The 16351-nt window shown below is 65.5% G+C and carries 15 protein-coding genes; 13 read left to right on the top strand and 2 right to left on the bottom strand.

The annotated features are described in order from the left end of the window. The first annotated feature begins 65 nt into the window (after positions 1-65). Positions 66-1004: a 3-keto-5-aminohexanoate cleavage protein gene (locus RPC_RS00540; protein WP_011470590.1), complete on the top strand. Its 939-nt coding sequence runs from the start codon at positions 66-68 to the stop codon at positions 1002-1004. Between the two features lie 139 nt (positions 1005-1143). Here RPC_RS00540 and RPC_RS00535 read toward each other — a convergent pair whose 3' ends face one another. Continuing rightward, positions 1144-1572: a hypothetical protein gene (locus RPC_RS00535; protein WP_011470589.1), complete on the bottom strand. Its 429-nt coding sequence runs from the start codon at positions 1570-1572 to the stop codon at positions 1144-1146. Positions 1573-2129: 557 nt separating this feature from the next. Here RPC_RS00535 and RPC_RS00530 point away from each other — a divergent pair. The 4 genes from RPC_RS00530 (at position 2130) to RPC_RS00515 (ending at position 5990) form a co-directional block, all read left to right on the top strand. Continuing rightward, complete coding sequence (locus RPC_RS00530; protein ID WP_011470588.1) at positions 2130-3239, top strand: S-(hydroxymethyl)glutathione dehydrogenase/class III alcohol dehydrogenase; 1110 nt, start codon at positions 2130-2132, stop codon at positions 3237-3239. A 79-nt stretch (positions 3240-3318) separates the two neighbouring features. Then, entirely contained in the window at positions 3319-3888 is a 570-nt protein-coding gene (gene gfa, locus RPC_RS00525; protein WP_011470587.1) for an S-(hydroxymethyl)glutathione synthase, read from the top strand. Positions 3889-4100: 212 nt separating this feature from the next. Beyond that, positions 4101-4946 carry an S-formylglutathione hydrolase gene (gene fghA, locus RPC_RS00520; protein WP_011470586.1) on the top strand — a complete coding sequence of 282 codons (846 nt, stop codon included), beginning with the start codon at positions 4101-4103 and terminating at the stop codon, positions 4944-4946. Between the two features lie 126 nt (positions 4947-5072). Further along, positions 5073-5990: a helix-turn-helix transcriptional regulator gene (locus RPC_RS00515; RefSeq protein WP_011470585.1), complete on the top strand. Its 918-nt coding sequence runs from the start codon at positions 5073-5075 to the stop codon at positions 5988-5990. Between the two features lie 28 nt (positions 5991-6018). Here the strand turns inward: RPC_RS00515 and ugpB are convergent, their stop codons facing one another. Continuing rightward, complete coding sequence (gene ugpB / locus RPC_RS00510; protein WP_011470584.1) at positions 6019-7323, bottom strand: sn-glycerol-3-phosphate ABC transporter substrate-binding protein UgpB; 1305 nt, start codon at positions 7321-7323, stop codon at positions 6019-6021. Between the two features lie 282 nt (positions 7324-7605). On the opposite strand from ugpB, the gene RPC_RS00505 reads away from it, so the two are divergent. From RPC_RS00505 to RPC_RS25770, 8 genes are all read left to right on the top strand, one after another. Then, the gene (locus tag RPC_RS00505; RefSeq protein WP_415914833.1) at positions 7606-9600 is read left to right on the top strand and encodes a sensor histidine kinase; all 1995 of its coding nucleotides are present in this window, start codon (positions 7606-7608) and stop codon (positions 9598-9600) included. After that, positions 9570-11318 (top strand): ATP-binding response regulator, encoded by a 1749-nt coding sequence (locus tag RPC_RS00500; protein WP_011470582.1) that lies wholly within the window; start codon positions 9570-9572, stop codon positions 11316-11318. Before RPC_RS00505 ends, RPC_RS00500 begins: the two co-directional genes overlap by 31 nt. Next, entirely contained in the window at positions 11315-12055 is a 741-nt protein-coding gene (locus RPC_RS00495) for a response regulator (protein WP_011470581.1), read from the top strand. The genes RPC_RS00500 and RPC_RS00495 overlap by 4 nt, the downstream gene beginning before the upstream one ends. 196 nt (positions 12056-12251) lie before the next feature. Beyond that, positions 12252-12863, top strand: coding sequence for a sigma-70 family RNA polymerase sigma factor (locus RPC_RS00490; protein WP_011470580.1), 612 nt, complete (start codon positions 12252-12254; stop codon positions 12861-12863). Positions 12864-13011: 148 nt separating this feature from the next. Beyond that, entirely contained in the window at positions 13012-13212 is a 201-nt protein-coding gene (locus RPC_RS00485) for a hypothetical protein (RefSeq protein WP_041801221.1), read from the top strand. A 430-nt stretch (positions 13213-13642) separates the two neighbouring features. Next, positions 13643-15052 (top strand): cytochrome ubiquinol oxidase subunit I, encoded by a 1410-nt coding sequence (locus RPC_RS00480; RefSeq protein WP_011470579.1) that lies wholly within the window; start codon positions 13643-13645, stop codon positions 15050-15052. Then, positions 15052-16068: a cytochrome d ubiquinol oxidase subunit II gene (gene cydB, locus RPC_RS00475; protein ID WP_011470578.1), complete on the top strand. Its 1017-nt coding sequence runs from the start codon at positions 15052-15054 to the stop codon at positions 16066-16068. Before RPC_RS00480 ends, cydB begins: the two co-directional genes overlap by 1 nt. Then, positions 16065-16199, top strand: a complete 135-nt coding sequence (locus RPC_RS25770; protein ID WP_011470577.1) for a DUF2474 family protein — start codon at positions 16065-16067, stop codon at positions 16197-16199. The genes cydB and RPC_RS25770 overlap by 4 nt, the downstream gene beginning before the upstream one ends. The last annotated feature ends 152 nt before the right edge of the window (positions 16200-16351 follow it).

Raw genomic sequence — 16351 nt, 5'->3', positions numbered from 1 at the left:
GTGCTCGCGTTTCGGGTCTTCAGCAGCGACGTCGCGAGCGATATCCGGGAGAGATAGGAACAGCAGTGTCGAAGAAGCAGAACAAGATCATCATCACCTGCGCCGTGACCGGCGGAATTCACACCCCGACGATGTCGGATGCGTTGCCCTACACGCCCGACGACATCGCGACGCAGGCGATCGCCGCGGCCGAGGCGGGGGCTTCGATCCTGCATCTGCACGCGCGCGATCCGGACAATGGCAGCCCGACGCCGGCGCACGAGGCCTATATGCGGTTTCTGCCGCGCATCAAGCAGGCCACCGACGCGGTGCTCAACATCACCACCGGCGGCTCGCTCAACATGACCGTCGAGCAGCGGCTCGCCGCGCCGTTGCTGCTGAAGCCGGAAATGTGCTCGCTCAACATGGGCTCGATGAATTTCGGAATCTTTCCGCTCGCCGAGCGCTACAAGAGCTGGAAATTCGATTGGGAAGAACCCTATCTGCGGAGCACCGAGGACTTCATCTTCCGCAACACGTTTCGCGATATCGAGCGGATGCTGAAGCTGCTCGGCGAGGAGCACGGTACAAGGTTCGAACACGAGTGCTACGACATCGGCCATCTGTACAATCTCGCGCATTTCGTCGACCGCGGGCTGGTCAAGCCGCCGTTCTTCGTCCAGTCGATCTTCGGCATTCTCGGCGGCATCGGCCCCGAGCTGCGCAATCTGGCGTTCATGAAGGAGACCGCCGACCGGCTGTTCGGCGACGATTACCAATGGTCGGTGCTGGGCGCGGGTCGCTTCCAGATGCCGTTTGCCACGCAGTCGCTGCTGCTCGGCGGCAACGTGCGGGTCGGGCTCGAGGACAGCCTTTATATCGGGCGCGGCGAGCTGGCGTCGTCGAACGCCCAGCAGGTCGCGAAAATCCGCAACATCGCCGAAGAGCTCGGCCTCGGCATCGCGACGCCGGCGGAAGCCCGCGAAATGCTGGCGTTGAAGGGCGGCGATCGCACCGGATTCTAGCACGCATCAGCGTCGCCGAGCGGCCTGCTTCAGACGACCAGCCAATCAGCGAGCAAGAGCATCAGCCGACCAAACGAGGGTGAATGGCCGGCTGCGTGGTGGTGTGCTGCCGCGGGCGGTGGCCCGCGGCGCGTTCCGATCAGCGGGAGTCGGCTGTTACGCTCGGCAAGGCGGCCGTTTCCGATGTGGTCTCGGTTTCGCTTCGCGAGCCGGCCTGCACCGGCAATTGCAGCACCGTGGCGAGCTGCCCGGTGACCAGATGCGTCACCAGGACGTTGCTGCCATCGGGAAATTCGATCGCGTCGTGATGGGTGGCCGGAGTGCCCTTGTCGATCTGGCCGAATTTGCCGACTTTGAATTGGCTGGCCCGCGTCCAGATCCAGCGCTGGTCGTAACGGACTTCATCCTGAAAGCTGAGCTCGGTTCCGGGCAACAGGCAGACCGCGACATCGGGCTCGTCGACCGCGGCAAAGCCGCGCGTCGAGGTGCCGCGGAACGTGGTGGTAATCAGGGTCTCTCCGACCTTGGCCGGTCGGGTCGCAACGGCGTGTAGACTGTAGTCACACATCGGATTTGCTCCTCTTCCGAAAGGGCGCGCCCGTGCGCTGGTTTGGCACGGGGCGGATCTCACCGCCCGGCGATCATACTACTCTCTCCCCGGTTGTGGACGTTTATGGTGCGTGCTCACGCGAAACTGATTCCGGCGGCGGCGCGCTCTGGCCGAACTAAGCCGGAGGAGCGATGCGGGCCTGAATGATCCGGCCGACTGCGTAGCGTTGTATGCATTGCCGGAATGAGTGGAACACGATTGCAAATCGACGTCTTGACGTTGCGCGTGGGCGTGCAATGATTTGCACCGTCCAAGGACAACATAGAAAGGATGTTTCTCGCGGCTGCAGCATTTTCCCGCGATGCTGCCAGGGACAGGCTCGTGAGCGATCACTGTTGCGGCGCAACCTCGCGATGACGCGTCTTTATCGCACGTCGTTCTTCAACGGGTGGCGTCGTGCCATCGACGTTATGTCAGGGCTGATCTCAAATCACATTCGCGGTTCCCCCGCGGCGCGGTTTCTGCAATACCGGAGCCAATCCGGACACGCTAAATGCTTGAGAGGAAACGACAGGATGAAAACCCGCGCCGCAGTTGCGTTCGAGGCGAAGAAGCCGCTTGAGATCGTCGAAGTCGACTTGGAAGGACCGAAGACCGGCGAAGTGCTGGTCGAAATCAAAGCCACCGGGATTTGCCACACCGACGCCTACACGCTGGACGGTTTCGACAGCGAAGGAATCTTCCCCTCGATCCTCGGCCATGAGGGCGCCGGCATCGTCCGCGAGGTCGGCCCCGGCGTCAGCTCGGTGAAGCCCGGCGACCATGTGATTCCGCTGTACACGCCGGAATGCCGGCAGTGCAAAAGCTGCCTCAGCCAGAAGACCAATCTGTGCACCGCGATCCGCGCCACCCAGGGCAAGGGCGTGATGCCGGACGGCACCTCGCGGTTTAGCTACAAGGGCCAGCAGATCTTTCACTACATGGGCTGCTCGACGTTCTCGAATTTCACCGTGTTGCCGGAGATCGCGGTGGCGAAGATCCGCGACGACGCGCCGTTCGACAAGAGCTGCTACATCGGCTGCGGCGTCACCACCGGGGTCGGCGCCGTGGTCAACACCGCCAAGGTGACGCCCGGGTCCAACGTCGTGGTGTTCGGGCTCGGCGGCATCGGGCTCAACGTGATCCAGGGCGCCCGGCTGGTCGGCGCCGACAAGATCATCGGCGTCGATCTCAATGACGACAAGGAAGAATGGGGCCGCCGCTTCGGCATGACGCATTTCGTCAATCCGAAAAAAATCGACGGCGACATCGTGCAGCATCTGGTCGGGCTGACCGACGGCGGCGCCGACTACACCTTCGACTGCACCGGCAACACCACGGTGATGCGCCAGGCGCTGGAAGCCTGCCATCGCGGCTGGGGCGTCTCGGTGGTGATCGGGGTGGCGGAGGCCGGCAAGGAGATTTCCACCCGCCCGTTCCAATTGGTGACCGGACGGGTCTGGAAAGGCACGGCGTTCGGCGGCGCTCGCGGCCGCACCGACGTGCCGAAGATCGTCGACTGGTACATGAACGGCAAGATCGAGATCGACCCGATGATCACCCACGTCCTCAAATTGGACGAGATCAACAAGGGCTTCGATCTCATGCATGAGGGCAAGTCGATCCGCTCGGTCGTCGTGTTCTGATCTTCGACCCAAGCCGTCCGTCCAGCCAGGAGACGATGACAGACTGAATAATCAACAACACAACAAGGAGGAATGACTCATGACTGTTCATATCCATCCCGCGGTCGATCAAGGCGTGAAGCAGGGCTCGGGCAGCTTTGCCGGCGGAACCCTGGTGTGCAAATGCCAGGACCGGCCGGTCAAGGTCGGCATCAAGGGCGACGTCGCCCACAATCACGCCTGCGGCTGCACCAAATGCTGGAAGCCGGACGGCGCCACCTTCTCGGTGGTCGCGGTGGTGCCGCGCGACAACGTCACCGTGCTGGAGAACGGCGACAAGCTGCACGTGGTCGACGCCTCGGCGACCATCCAGCGCCATGCCTGCAAGGTCTGCGGCACCCATATGTACGGCCGCATCGAAAACAAATCGCATCCGTTCTACGGGCTCGATTTCATCCATCCCGAGCTGTTCCAGGAGGGCGGTTCGGCGGCGCCGGAATTCGCCGCGTTCGTCTCCTCGGTGATCGAATCCGGCGTCGATCCGTCGGAGATGCCTGGCATCCGCGCCCGGCTGAAGGAGCTCGGGCTGGAGCCCTATGATTGCCTGTCGCCGGGACTGATGGACGCGATCGCCACCTCGGTGGCCAAGTCGCAGCAAAAAGCCGCCTGATTACCGGCCACAGCGGGCGCGCTCGTGTTAGCAGCGTGCCCCGGACGCACTGCAGGACGCCGCCTTGGCGGCGTGCTGGAGTGCGAGCCGGGGCCGTTACGGCGGCAGCGCTTGGAACGGTCCCGGCTCGCGTCGCAGCGCTGCGCGCTGCTCGCGTCCGGGACACCAGGCCTTGATAGGCAGCGCATTTTCGTCGAAGGAATCCCACACTCATGACGTTCGAAACGGTCTCGCTCAATCAGGCGCATGGCGGCACCCAAGGGGTCTACAAACACCAAAGCCGCGAGACCGGCACGGCGATGACCTTTTCGGTGTTCGTGCCGCGGCGGCGCGACGACGCCCCGCTGCCGGTGGTGTGGTATCTGTCCGGCCTGACCTGCACCCACGCCAACGTCACCGAAAAGGGCGAGTTTCGCAAAGCCTGCGCCGAACTCGGGCTGATCTTCGTTGCCCCCGACACCAGCCCGCGCGGCGATGGCGTGCCGGGCGATCCGGACGGCGCTTACGATTTCGGGCTCGGCGCCGGGTTCTACGTCGACGCCACGCAGCAGCCGTTCGCCAAGAATTACCGGATGTGGAGCTATCTCACCACCGAACTGCCGGCGCTGATCGCCGCGCATTTTCCCGCCGATCTCGATCGGCAATCGGTGCTCGGCCATTCGATGGGCGGCCACGGCGCGCTGACGCTGGCGCTGCGCCATCCGCAGCGGTTTCGCGCGGCCAGCGCGTTCGCGCCGATCGTCGCTCCCTCGCAGGTGCCGTGGGGCATCAAGGCGCTCGGCGGTTATCTCGGCGAGGACCGCGGCGCTTGGCGTGCGCACGACGCGGTGGCGCTGATCGAGGACGGCGCGCGGTTTCCCGATCTGTTGGTCGACGTCGGCGATGCCGATCCATTCCTCGCGTTGCAGCTGCGTCCGGAGTTGCTGGAACAGGCCTGCGCCAGCGCCGGAATCGCGCTGACGCTGCGCCGACAGCCGGGTTACGACCACAGCTACTATTTCATCTCGACCTTCATGGACGATCACCTGCGTTGGCACGCGGCACGGCTGCGGACGTAGCGCCAGGCCCCGCTATCGGCCGGACGTTGAACTATAGTTCCTATATCGCCGTTAGGCTGGCTTGCTGTCCCCAGAGGCCGGCATTATGTTGCTTGCCGCTGTCGGCCAGCATCGGAACCTGCGGACATGGATCAGCACCCGGAGTCGGAAACGAGTTTTCTCGAACAGCTCGGCCACCGCGTCCGCACCACGCGGGCGCTGCGCGGCATGTCGCGCAAGGTGTTGGCGAAAGTCTCCGGGGTCTCCGAGCGCTACATCGCGCAATTGGAAAGCGGCAAGGGCAACGTCTCGATCGTGCTGTTGCGCCGGGTGGCGCAGGCGATGGGCAGTCATCCCGAGGATCTGATCCCCGCGGCTGATCCGGCGCCGGACTGGCCGTTGCTGCGCGAATTGTTGCGACGGGCGACGCCGGTGCAGCTCGCCCATGCGCGGGATGTGCTGTCGGGGCAGGGCCGGCTCGGTGCCGGGGCGCGGCGGTTGCCGGAGTTCTGCGGCATCGCGCTGATCGGCTTGCGCGGCGCCGGCAAGTCGACGCTGGGGCGGCGATTGGCCGATCACATCGGCTGGCGCTTCGTCGAACTCAACAAGGAAATCGAACGGCAGAACGGCCTGTCGGTGCCGGAGATCATCGCGTTGTACGGCCAGGAGGGCTATCGCCGGATGGAGCACGCCGCGCTGACCGAGCTTCTCGCGCGCAAGGAGTTGACGGTGCTGGCAACCGGCGGCGGCATCGTCTCCGAGCCGTTGAGCTTCGATCTGGTGCTGTCATCGTTCTATGCGGTCTGGCTGAAGGCGGAGCCGGAAGAACACATGGCGCGGGTGCGCCGCCAAGGCGATCTGCGGCCGATGGCGGACGACCACGCCGCGATGGACGAATTGCGCACCATCCTGAAAAGCCGCGAGCCGCTCTATGCGCGCGCCGCCGCCGTGCTCGACACCGCGGGGTTGAGCGTCGACGACGCCGCCGAACGGCTGATCGCGATGGTGTCGCCGGTGTTGTGCCGCGACGCCTGTGCGTTCGGAACGAATCGCGCCGCGGTGTGACGCAACCCGGCTGGGCCCGCCATGTCGGTCAAGGATTGGCGCGTTCGAATTGCCGTAACAGCCGGTTGCCGCGCTCGACCGCGGACCCGAGCGCCGCCTTGGCGGATTTCTTGCCGCTGAACGCCTGCTCCAGTTCATCCTCGATGACATCGCGGATCAGCACGAAGGAGCCGAGCCGCAAACCTCGCGAATTCTCCGTCGGCATCTTCAGCGTGATCTGTTCGATCGAGATCGCGGTGCCGGGATTGCGGTCATAGAAGCCTTGCGCCCGGGTCAGCTCGTAGGCGGCGCGGGTGATCGGCAGGTAGCCGGTGTTTTGATGCCAAGCCGCCTGGATCTCGGGCTGCGACAGATAGCCGAAGAACTTCGCCACCCCGCGATATTCCTCGCTGGGCCGGCCGCGCAGCACCCACAGCGTGGCGCCGCCGATCATGGTGTTCTGCGGCGCGCCGGCGACGTCCGGCCAATACGGCAACATGCCGAAGCCGACCTCGAATTTGGCATTAGCCAGGATGTCGGCGCGGGTCGCCGAGGAGCCGAGGAAGATCGCGCAGTCGCCCCTCTGGAACCGCGGCTCGGCCGTGGTGGCGCGGCCGCTGTAGTCGAACGCCTTGCTGGTTTGCCATTCCGCCAATTGAGCGATGTGGCGCGCCACCGTCGGATTGTCGAAGGTCAACACCGCATCCAAGCCGCCGAGCCCGTTCGACTGCGTCGCCAGCGGCAGGTTGTGGTAGGCGGAGAAATTCTCGATATTGATCCAGGACGGCCACGAGGTGGTGAAGCCGCAGGCGGCGCCCGCCGCCAATAGCCGCTTCGCCGCGGCGCCGACCTCCGGCCAGGTCTTCGGCGGCTGCTCGGGGTCGAGCCCGGCCTTCCGAAACAGCGACTTGTTATAGTACAGGATCGGCGTCGAGGCGTTGAACGGGAACGACAGCATGTTGCCGTCGATGTCGGTGTAATAGCCGGTGACCGCCGGCAGATAGGCCGCGGGCGAGAACGCCTCCTGCTCGTCCCGCATCAGCTCGAACACCGGATAGACCGCGCCCTTCGCCGCCATCATGGTGGCGGTGCCGATCTCGTTGACCTGCACGATCGCCGGCTGGCTGTGCGAGCGGAACGCGAAGATCGCGGCGGTCACGGTCTCGGTGTAGTTGCCCTTGTAGCTCGGCGCGATGCGGAATTCGGTCTGGCTGGCGTTGAAGTCGGCGGCGAGCTGCTCCAGCCGCAGCTTCAGCTGGCCCGACATGGCGTGCCACCACGCCACTTCGATCACCGCATGGGCCGGCGAGCTGCCGGCCAAGCCGAGCAGCCCCAGCGCCAGGGCCGCCCGCAAGACCTTGGATCGGATGCTCAGCGCCGCCTCCCATTGGCCATTTCCGGCAGTCTGCTAGATTGGCAAACCTTATTATCCGCTCGATCGACGTAAACCATATGAAACTGTGCTCGCCCGTGTCCAGCGTACCCTGCGTCCAGCCGCGATCGCGTTGGGCCGCGGCGTGGGATCGCGGACCGCGACGCAAGGTGACATGAATTGGATCCGGTGACGCAGCAAACGGAGCAAGCCTCCGCCCCACAGCCGAAGCCGCTAAGCGGCGTCGTCAGGCTGGTGCGGGCGGTGCCGATCCGTTGGCGGATTCTGTCGATCGCGGCGCTGAATTCGGCGGTGGCGCTGGTGCTGGCCGGGCTGATCTGGAGCGGCTTCCAGGGGCTCGGTTCGGCCTGGGACGACGTCCGCCAGGTGCGGGAATCCGACAAGATCCTGGCGCTGTTGGAAAGCGAGACCGGCCGGCTGCAGAACCTGATCCATCGCTACATCAACCAGCCGAGCCCGGAACTGTTCGCCGAAATTCTGTTGCTGCGGGAGGCGGTGCTCGGCACGCTGACCAGCCGGGCCTCGACCGATCCGATGCTGTCCGGCTCGGTCGACGAACTGGAGCGGGTCACCGAGCGCTTCCTCAACGGTTTCGGCGACCTGCGGGCGCTGCAGACCACCATCACCAAGACCTATCAGGAGCAGGTGATGGCGCCGGCCAAGGACATGGCCGGGCTGTATTCGATCATCGAGGGCGCCACCGGGCGCCGCGAGGCGGCGATCTGGCCGCCGCTCGGACGATCGCGCGAGGCCTTCACCTCGCTGCTGGTCGCCGCCAATTCCTATTATCTGTCGCTGTCCACCGCGTCCGCCGAACAGGCCCGCGCCAACACCGAGACCATCGAACGCACCATTCCGGTGATGATCGAATTCGCCGACAACGACCTGCAGCGGATGGCGCTGGAGCGCTTGAAGATCCGCACCGAGGCGCTGCGCGACGGGCTCGGCCAGCTCTCGGCGCAATTGGTCAGCCGCACCGACCTGTTGCGCAATTCGATCGACGCCAGCCAGGCCGCGACCATCGGGGCGATCGACGGGCTGTCGGTGAAGATGCGGCAGCGCGAGCAGAAGGCGCAGGAGACCTTCGACCGCACCTTGCGCGACATTTCCCGCGAGGTGCTGTGGATCGCGGTGATCTTTCTCGGCATCATCATCGTCGCCGGTGTGGTGATCGCGCTCAGCATCCGGCGGCCGCTGCAGCAGCTGATGAGGGCGATGCAGGCGATCGCTTCCGGCGACTACGATCGCCGCGTCGCCGGCACCTCGGCCCGCGACGAGGTCGGCGCGATGGCGCGGGCGGTGGAAGTGTTCCGCGAAAACGCCATCGACAAGCGCAAGGCCGAGGACGAGCTGCGCGCCTCCAAGGAAAAGGCCGAAGGCGCGCTGCTCGAGCTCAACGCCGCGCAGCGCAACCTGATCGACGCCGAACGGCTGGCGGCGCTCGGCGGGCTGGTCGCCGGCGTCGCCCATGAGGTCAACAATCCGATCGGCATCAGCCTCACGGTGGCGTCGTCCTTCGTCCGCAAGGCCGGGCAGTTCGAGGCCGAGCTGCACTCCGCCACGCCGCTGCGCCGCTCGCAGCTCGACGAATTCGTCCGCACCTCGAAAGACGCCGCCCAGCAGCTGATGGCCAATCTGCAGCGCGCCGCCGAACTGATCCAGTCTTTCAAGCAGGTGGCGGTCGACCGCTCGCACGCCGAGCGGCGGCAGTTCAACCTCAACGAAGCCACCAACCAGATCGTCGCCAGCCTGCGGCCGGTCTTGAAGCGGGCGCCGATCACGCTGTCGCTGGACGTCCCGGAGGGGCTGCTGATCGACGGCTACCCGGGCTCCTACGGCCAGATCCTCACCAACCTGTTCCTCAATGCCGTCAACCACGCCTTCCCCGCCGGCTGCGCCGGCGGCATTTCGATTTCGGCGCGACCGCGCGGCGTCGACGACATCGAGATCATCTTTGCCGACACCGGGATCGGGATGACGCCGGAGGTGCAGCGCCAGGCGTTCGATCCGTTCTTCACCACGCGGCGCAACGAAGGCGGCACCGGGCTCGGGCTGCACATCGTCTACAATCTCGTCACCCAGCAGCTCGGCGGCCGCATGATGCTGGAATCCAGGCCGGGACAAGGCACCATTTTTCGCATTATCATGCCGCGCGCCGCGACCGGCGGCGCCGTTCACGCCGAGACTGACAGCGACGGGACCCCGCCATGGCCGAGCAGGACGATGTCCTCCAACTGATCGACGATTCCGGCTTCGCGCCGGAGCCATCGAGCGCCAAGAAATGGAAAGTCGCGGTGATCGACGACGATCACGCGGTGCATGACGGCACCCGCTTCGCGCTCAGCGACTATTGCCTGAACGGCCAGACCCTGGAGATCCTGTCGGCCTATTCGGCGGCGGAGGGCCGGGTGCTGATGCGCGAGCACCCCGACATCGCCGCGGTGCTGCTCGACGTCATCATGGAAACCGACGCCGCCGGGCTCGATCTCGTCGAATACATCCGCAACGACATCAAGAACGAGACCGTGCGCATCATCCTGCGCACCGGTCAGCCCGGCCAGGCGCCGGAGCGCCGGGTGATCGTCGATTACGACATCAACGACTACAAGGCCAAGACCGAACTGACCGCCGACAAGCTGTTCACCTCGCTGACCGCGGCGCTGCGCAGCTACCAGCAGCTCGAGCGCATGGTGCAGACCAGGCGGGGGCTGGAGATCATCATCGACGCCGCCTCGACGCTGTACGATTTCAAATCCATGCAGCGGCTGGCCGAAGGCGTGCTGACCCAGATCGCCTCATTGCTCAACGTCGATTGCGCCGGCATCCTGGTACTGCGCGACGGCGGTCAGGTCTGCGACGATTTCGCGGTGCTGGCCGGGTCCGGCTGCTACCGCCGCTTCATCGGCAGCTGCGGCCCCGGCGCGTTGGATAACGACGTCCGGCAGATGGTCGAGGCCGCGTTCCGGCGCCGCAAGCACGAATTCGACGACCAGCGCACCGTGCTCTACGTCCGCACCGGCTCAGGCCGCGAGGTGGTGGTGCTGTTGCAGGCCGAGCGCGAATTGTCCGACACCGACCGCTCGCTGGTGGAGATCTTCGGCAGCCGGCTGTCGATCGCGTTCGACAACGTCATCCTCTACCAGCAGCTCAACCAGGCCAACGCCCAGCTCGAGGACCGCGTGGCGCAGCGGACCCGGGCGCTGTCGCAGGCCAACCGCCGGCTGTCGTCGCAATGGATGCGGCTGCAGCGCGCCAACGGCTTCAAGAACGAAATCCTCGGCACCGTGGCGCACGACCTGAAGAACCCGCTCGGCGTGATCCTCGGCCGCACCGAAATGCTGACCGAACTGATCGGCGCCGACGCCGCGAAGGAGAGTGTCTGCGCGCAGGTCGACCATATCCGCGACGCCACCCGCCGGCTGACCGCGATGGTCGATCACCTGATTTCCGACGCGATGGCCGATGCCTTCGACATCACCATCCGGCGCGAACCGGTCGACATCTCGGCGCTGGTCACCGAGGTCGCCGAGGCCAATCGGCCGTTGGCGCTGAACAAGCAACAGGAGATCACGGTCTCAGCGCCGCAGGACCAGGTCACGGTGTGCGATTCCGACCGCATCAGGGAGGCGATCGACAACCTGGTCAGCAACGCCATTAAATACAGCCCGGTCGGCGGCAAGATCGCGCTGATCGTCGATCGCAGCGGCGACAACACCGTGATTCGGGTCACCGACCAGGGCGCCGGGCTGTCGCCGGAGGATCTCGGCCGGCTGTTCGGCCGCTTCCAACGGCTGTCCGCCAAGCCCACCGCCGGCGAAAGTTCGACCGGGCTCGGGCTGTCGATCGTCAAGAAGATCATCGACATGCACGGCGGTAACGTCAGCGCCGAGAGCGCGGGGCCAGGCGAGGGTGCGAGCTTCACCATTACGCTTCCGGCGGCGGCGGCCAGCGCATGAGCCAGAACCCCAACATCATCGTCGTCGACGACGAGGCGCCGGCCCGCGAAATGGTCGGCGATTATCTGAAGATGCACGGCTTCACCGTGACGCTGTGCGACGGCGGCGCCAGCCTGCGGGCGGCGATCGAAATCGCGGTGCCCGACCTCGTGGTGCTCGACCTCAACATGCCCGAAGAGGACGGGCTGTCGATCATCCGCGATCTGAAGGCCCGCACCAACGTTCCGGTGATCATGCTGACCGCCACCGCGAGCCCGATCGATCGCGTGGTCGGGCTCGAACTCGGCGCCGACGACTACGTCGCCAAGCCGTGTGAGTTGCGCGAATTGATGGCGCGGATCCGCTCGGTGCTGCGGCGGAGCGCCCCGGCGAAGCCGGCGCCGGCGCCGGTGGCGGCGGCGGTCATGCCGGCCAAGGAGCATCTGGTGCGGTTCGGCACCAAATGGCTCGACCTCGAGGCGCAGGCGCTGCGCGACGACGACGGTAACGAGCACCCGTTGACGGCGTCGGAATTCGGCCTGCTGAAAGTGTTCGCCGCCAATCCCAAGCGGGTGCTGTCGCGGGAACGGTTGCTGGAATTGGCCAATGCCCGCGATGCCGAAGCCTTCGACCGCGCCGTCGACCTGCGGATCATGCGGATCCGCCGCAAGATCGAGGCGGACCCCACCAAACCGGCGGTGATTCGCACCATCCGCGGCGGCGGCTACCTGTTTTCGCCCTCAGGCGAGCGCGCCTGACCGCTGCGCGATCAGGATGATCCGACTGATATTGTTGGATTTCTTGGCCGCAATGTTTCGTGCCGGCTCGGCGCGCGAAACAATTCTGATCGGCCACGAAACCATTTTGGGTTTTTGGCGCAGACGTCCTGAAACGCGTGCTGACTAGTAATTTTCCCAACGAAGCCGCCGCGGCGGTGATCAACGGGAGCCAGTCATGCAGAACGTCATCGCCCTCAACGAAGCCGGCCGCCAAGGCATCGTCGCCGCGCGGGCGACCACCGACGAGATGTTGCTCGAGGCGATCGCGTCCGGCAATCGCTGCGCAATGCACACGCTGTATGCCCGTCATCATCTGCGGGTCTACCGTTTCATTCTGCGGATGGTGCGCGACGCCTCGGTGGCCGAGGACCTGGTCAGCCAGGTGTTTCTCGACGTTTGGCGCACCGCCGGCCAGTTCGAAGGCCGCGCCCTGGTCTCCACCTGGCTGTTGTCGATCGCCCGCTTCAAGGCGCTGACCGCGCTGCGCCAGCGCCAGCACGAAGAGCTCGATCAGGACGACGTGCTGGAGATCGCCGATGGCGCCGAGACGCCCGAGGCGGCGCTGGATCGCAGCCGCACCAACGCCATCCTGCGCGCCTGCGTCGCCAAGCTGTCGCCGGCGCATCGCGAGATCATCACCCTCGTTTACTATCATGAGAAGTCGGTGGAGCAGGCCGGCCTGATCGTCGGCATTCCGCCCAGCACCGTCAAGACACGGATGTTCTATGCCCGCAAGCAGTTGGCCGAATTGTTGAAAAGCCAAGGGATCGAAAATCTCGCGGCGTGAGCCCGGCGCGGCGCGCGCCGTGCCGGGCTGCCCGAGCAATCGTCGCGAGAACTAACCCCGACCAAACAATTGCAACGATCGGCGACATCCCCGGGAAACGCCTCGCTGCTACACCGATCGCCACCACCGCCAAGCAGAGGAGCCGACCATGTTGAAGCCGAATCTCCGCTTTCTCATCATTCCGCTCGGCGCGATCTGCACGCTGGCCTCGCTGTCCAGCCAGAACGCCCCGCAACGCGCGCCGCGCGACGGCGGCGCCATGACGGTGCGCCAAGTGGTGGATTGCTCCGCCACCAGTCCCGCCGAGGTCTGCGTGATCTCCCATGACGGCGTCACCGCCGCCCGCTGATTGTGTTTTTTGACGCGGCAGATCATTTTCTAACGAGCAAGATTTAAGCACCATCGCCATTTCAATCATCGACCTCCAACGACCCGGACGGATGCCCCCCGTCCGGGTCGGCTTGCGTTGGGAGAGCTGCGATGTTGAACGACCCGTTAACCTGATCCGCTCCCGGTGCTGACCCACCCGGCCCCCCAGGGCTGGGTGTCGAAGGCCGGAGCCCTCGATTTTGGCAGCCGGGCGTCGCTTGTAGCCATTTCGACCGCAATTCACGACTCGCCGTCGTCGTGCGCCCGTCAGATACCGAATGCCGATACCCGCGCAGCGCATGGAACCTCCCAAGTTCCCGGCAATTGTGCATTGCACGCGCGACACCACGACCGATGGATCGCCGCATCGGGCGTGATAGAACGCCAGTTGGGAATGACAGGTGCGCTGAATGTTTGAGAATTTCGACGCCGTGGTGCTGGCCAGGGCGCAGTTTGCCTTCACGATGTCCTTCCACATCATCTTCCCGGCGTTCTCGATCGGGCTCGCCAGCTACCTCGCGGTGCTGGAAGCGCTGTGGCTTGCCACCAAGCGCGAGGTCTACATCAACCTGTTCAACTATTGGCTGAAGATCTTCGCCATCGCCTTCGGCATGGGCGTGGTCTCCGGCATCGTGATGTCGTACCAGTTCGGTACCAACTGGTCGGTTTTCTCCGACAAGACCGGCCCGGTGCTGGGGCCGTTGATGGCCTATGAGGTGTTGACCGCGTTCTTCCTCGAGGCGGGCTTCCTGGGTGTGATGCTGTTCGGGCTGGAGCGGGTCGGCCACAAGCTGCATTTCATCGCCACGCTGATGGTGGCGATCGGCACGCTGATCTCGGCGTTCTGGATTCTGTCGGCAAATTCCTGGATGCAGACCCCGGCCGGCTACGCCATCAACGCCGACGGCCAGTTCGTCGCCACCGACTGGTTGAAGCTGATCTTCAATCCGTCGTTTCCCTATCGCCTCGTGCATATGGTGCTGGCGGCCTACCTCACCACCGCATTGGTGGTCGGCGCGGTCGGCGCGTTTCATCTGATGCGGGATTCCCACAAGTCCGGCCCCCGCGTGATGTTCTCGATGGCGATGTGGATGGCGACCATCGTGGCGCCGCTGCAGATCGTTGCCGGCGACCAGCACGGCATCAATACCCTGGAGCACCAACCGGCCAAGGTGATGGCGATGGAAGGCCATTACCAGAGCCATCCCGACGGCGCGCCGCTGATCCTGTTCGGGCTGCCGGACCAGGATGCGGCGGTGGTGCGCTACGCGCTGCAGATCCCGAAGCTGTCGTCGCTGATCCTGAAGCACGCGCTCGATGCGCCGTTGGCCGGGCTCGACACCGTGCCGCGGCAGGACTGGCCGCCGGTGCCGGTGACGTTCTGGTCGTTCCGGATCATGGTCGGGATCGGCTTCCTGATGCTGGGGCTCGGCTTGTTCAGCCTGTGGAGCCGCTTCCGCGGCACGCTGTTCAGCTCGCCGCTGCTGCACGGCTATGCGCTGGTGATGGGGCCGGCCGGGTTCATCGCGGTGCTGGCGGGCTGGGTCACCACCGAGACCGGGCGGCAGCCGTTCACCGTGTTCGGGGTGCTGCGTACCACCGAGTCGGTGTCGCCACTGGCGGCGCCGGCGGTCGGCTCGTCGCTGATCGCCTTCATCCTGGTGTATTTCGCGGTGTTCATCGCCGGCACCGTCTACATCCTGCGGCTGATGAAACAACCGCCGCATCACGGCGAACAGGGGCCGCGCGGCGACACCCCGGAGCGCGCCGCCGGCATTACGCCGGCGCCGGCGGCGATCGCCAGCCGGAGGTTCAACTGATGGGTCTCGGGGTCGACGTCGATCTGGCCACGGTGTGGGCCTTCATCATCGCCTTCGCGGTGTTCGTCTATGTGGTGATGGACGGCTTCGATCTCGGGCTCGGCATGCTGTTTCCGCTGTTTCCGAAAAAGGCCGACCGCGACGTGATGATGAACTCCGTGGCGCCGGTCTGGGACGGCAACGAGACCTGGCTGGTGCTCGGCGGCGGCGGGCTGTTCGCGGCGTTTCCGTTGGCCTATGCGGTGCTGATGCCGGCGCTCTACACGCCGATGATCATCATGCTGCTCGGGCTGGTGTTTCGCGGCGTGGCGTTCGAATTCCGCTGGCGCACCCAGCGCGAACGCAACCGCTGGGACATCGCCTTTGCGGGCGGCTCGCTGTTGGCGACGATGGCGCAGGGCGTGGCGCTCGGCGCCATCCTGCAGGGCGTCCAGGTCGAAGGCCGCGCCTATGCGGGCGGCTGGTGGGACTGGCTGACGCCGTTTTCGATCCTGACCGGGCTGGCGCTGGTCACCGGCTACAGCCTGCTCGGCGCCACCTGGCTGGTGATGAAGACTGAGGGCGAACTGCGCGACGAGGCCTATCGGCTGAGCTGGTGGCTGTTGATGGCGATGCTGATCGCGATCGGCGCGGTCTCGATCGCCACCCCGTTCCTGAATTTCGAATATGCCCAGCGCTGGTTCGCCTGGCCGAACGTGCTAGTCACCGCGCCGGTGCCGATCGCGGTCGCCGGCGTCACCGTGCTGCTGCTGCGCGCGCTGGCGAAGCGGCAGGACTACCGGCCGTTCTTCCTGTCGCTGACGCTGTTCGCGCTGGCCTATGCCGGGCTCGGCATTTCGATGTGGCCCTATATCGTACCGCGCAGCATCACCATCTGGCAGGCCGCGGCGCCGGAGAACAGCCAGATCTTCATGCTGGTCGGGGTCGCCATATTGGTGCCGATCATCCTGATCTACACCGCCTGGGCCTATTGGGTGTTTCGCGGCAAGGTCAATTCCGAAAGCGGCTATCATTGAGCGCGCCGCCGCCCGAGACACCACGGCCGCTGACCAAGCGGCTGTTATGGTTCGTGGCGCTGTGGGCCGCCGGCGTCGGCGCGGTGGGGCTGGTGTCGTTCATCCTGCGGCTGTGGATCGCGCCGCATTAAAGCCGATGAACCCCGTGCCCCGGACGTCCAACGCCGCGTCAGCGGCGTGGACGAGCCGGGGCCGTTACGGAACGCGGCACCTGCAACGGTCCCGGCTCTGCGGCGCGCTGGCGCGCGCCTTGTCCGGGACACGCGGCAACGAATGCCGCCGG

It is taken from the genome of Rhodopseudomonas palustris BisB18 (assembly GCF_000013745.1).
Classification (GTDB): Bacteria; Pseudomonadota; Alphaproteobacteria; order Rhizobiales; family Xanthobacteraceae; genus Rhodopseudomonas_A; species Rhodopseudomonas_A palustris_F.
This window is presented reverse-complemented; position numbering and strand designations above follow the sequence as displayed.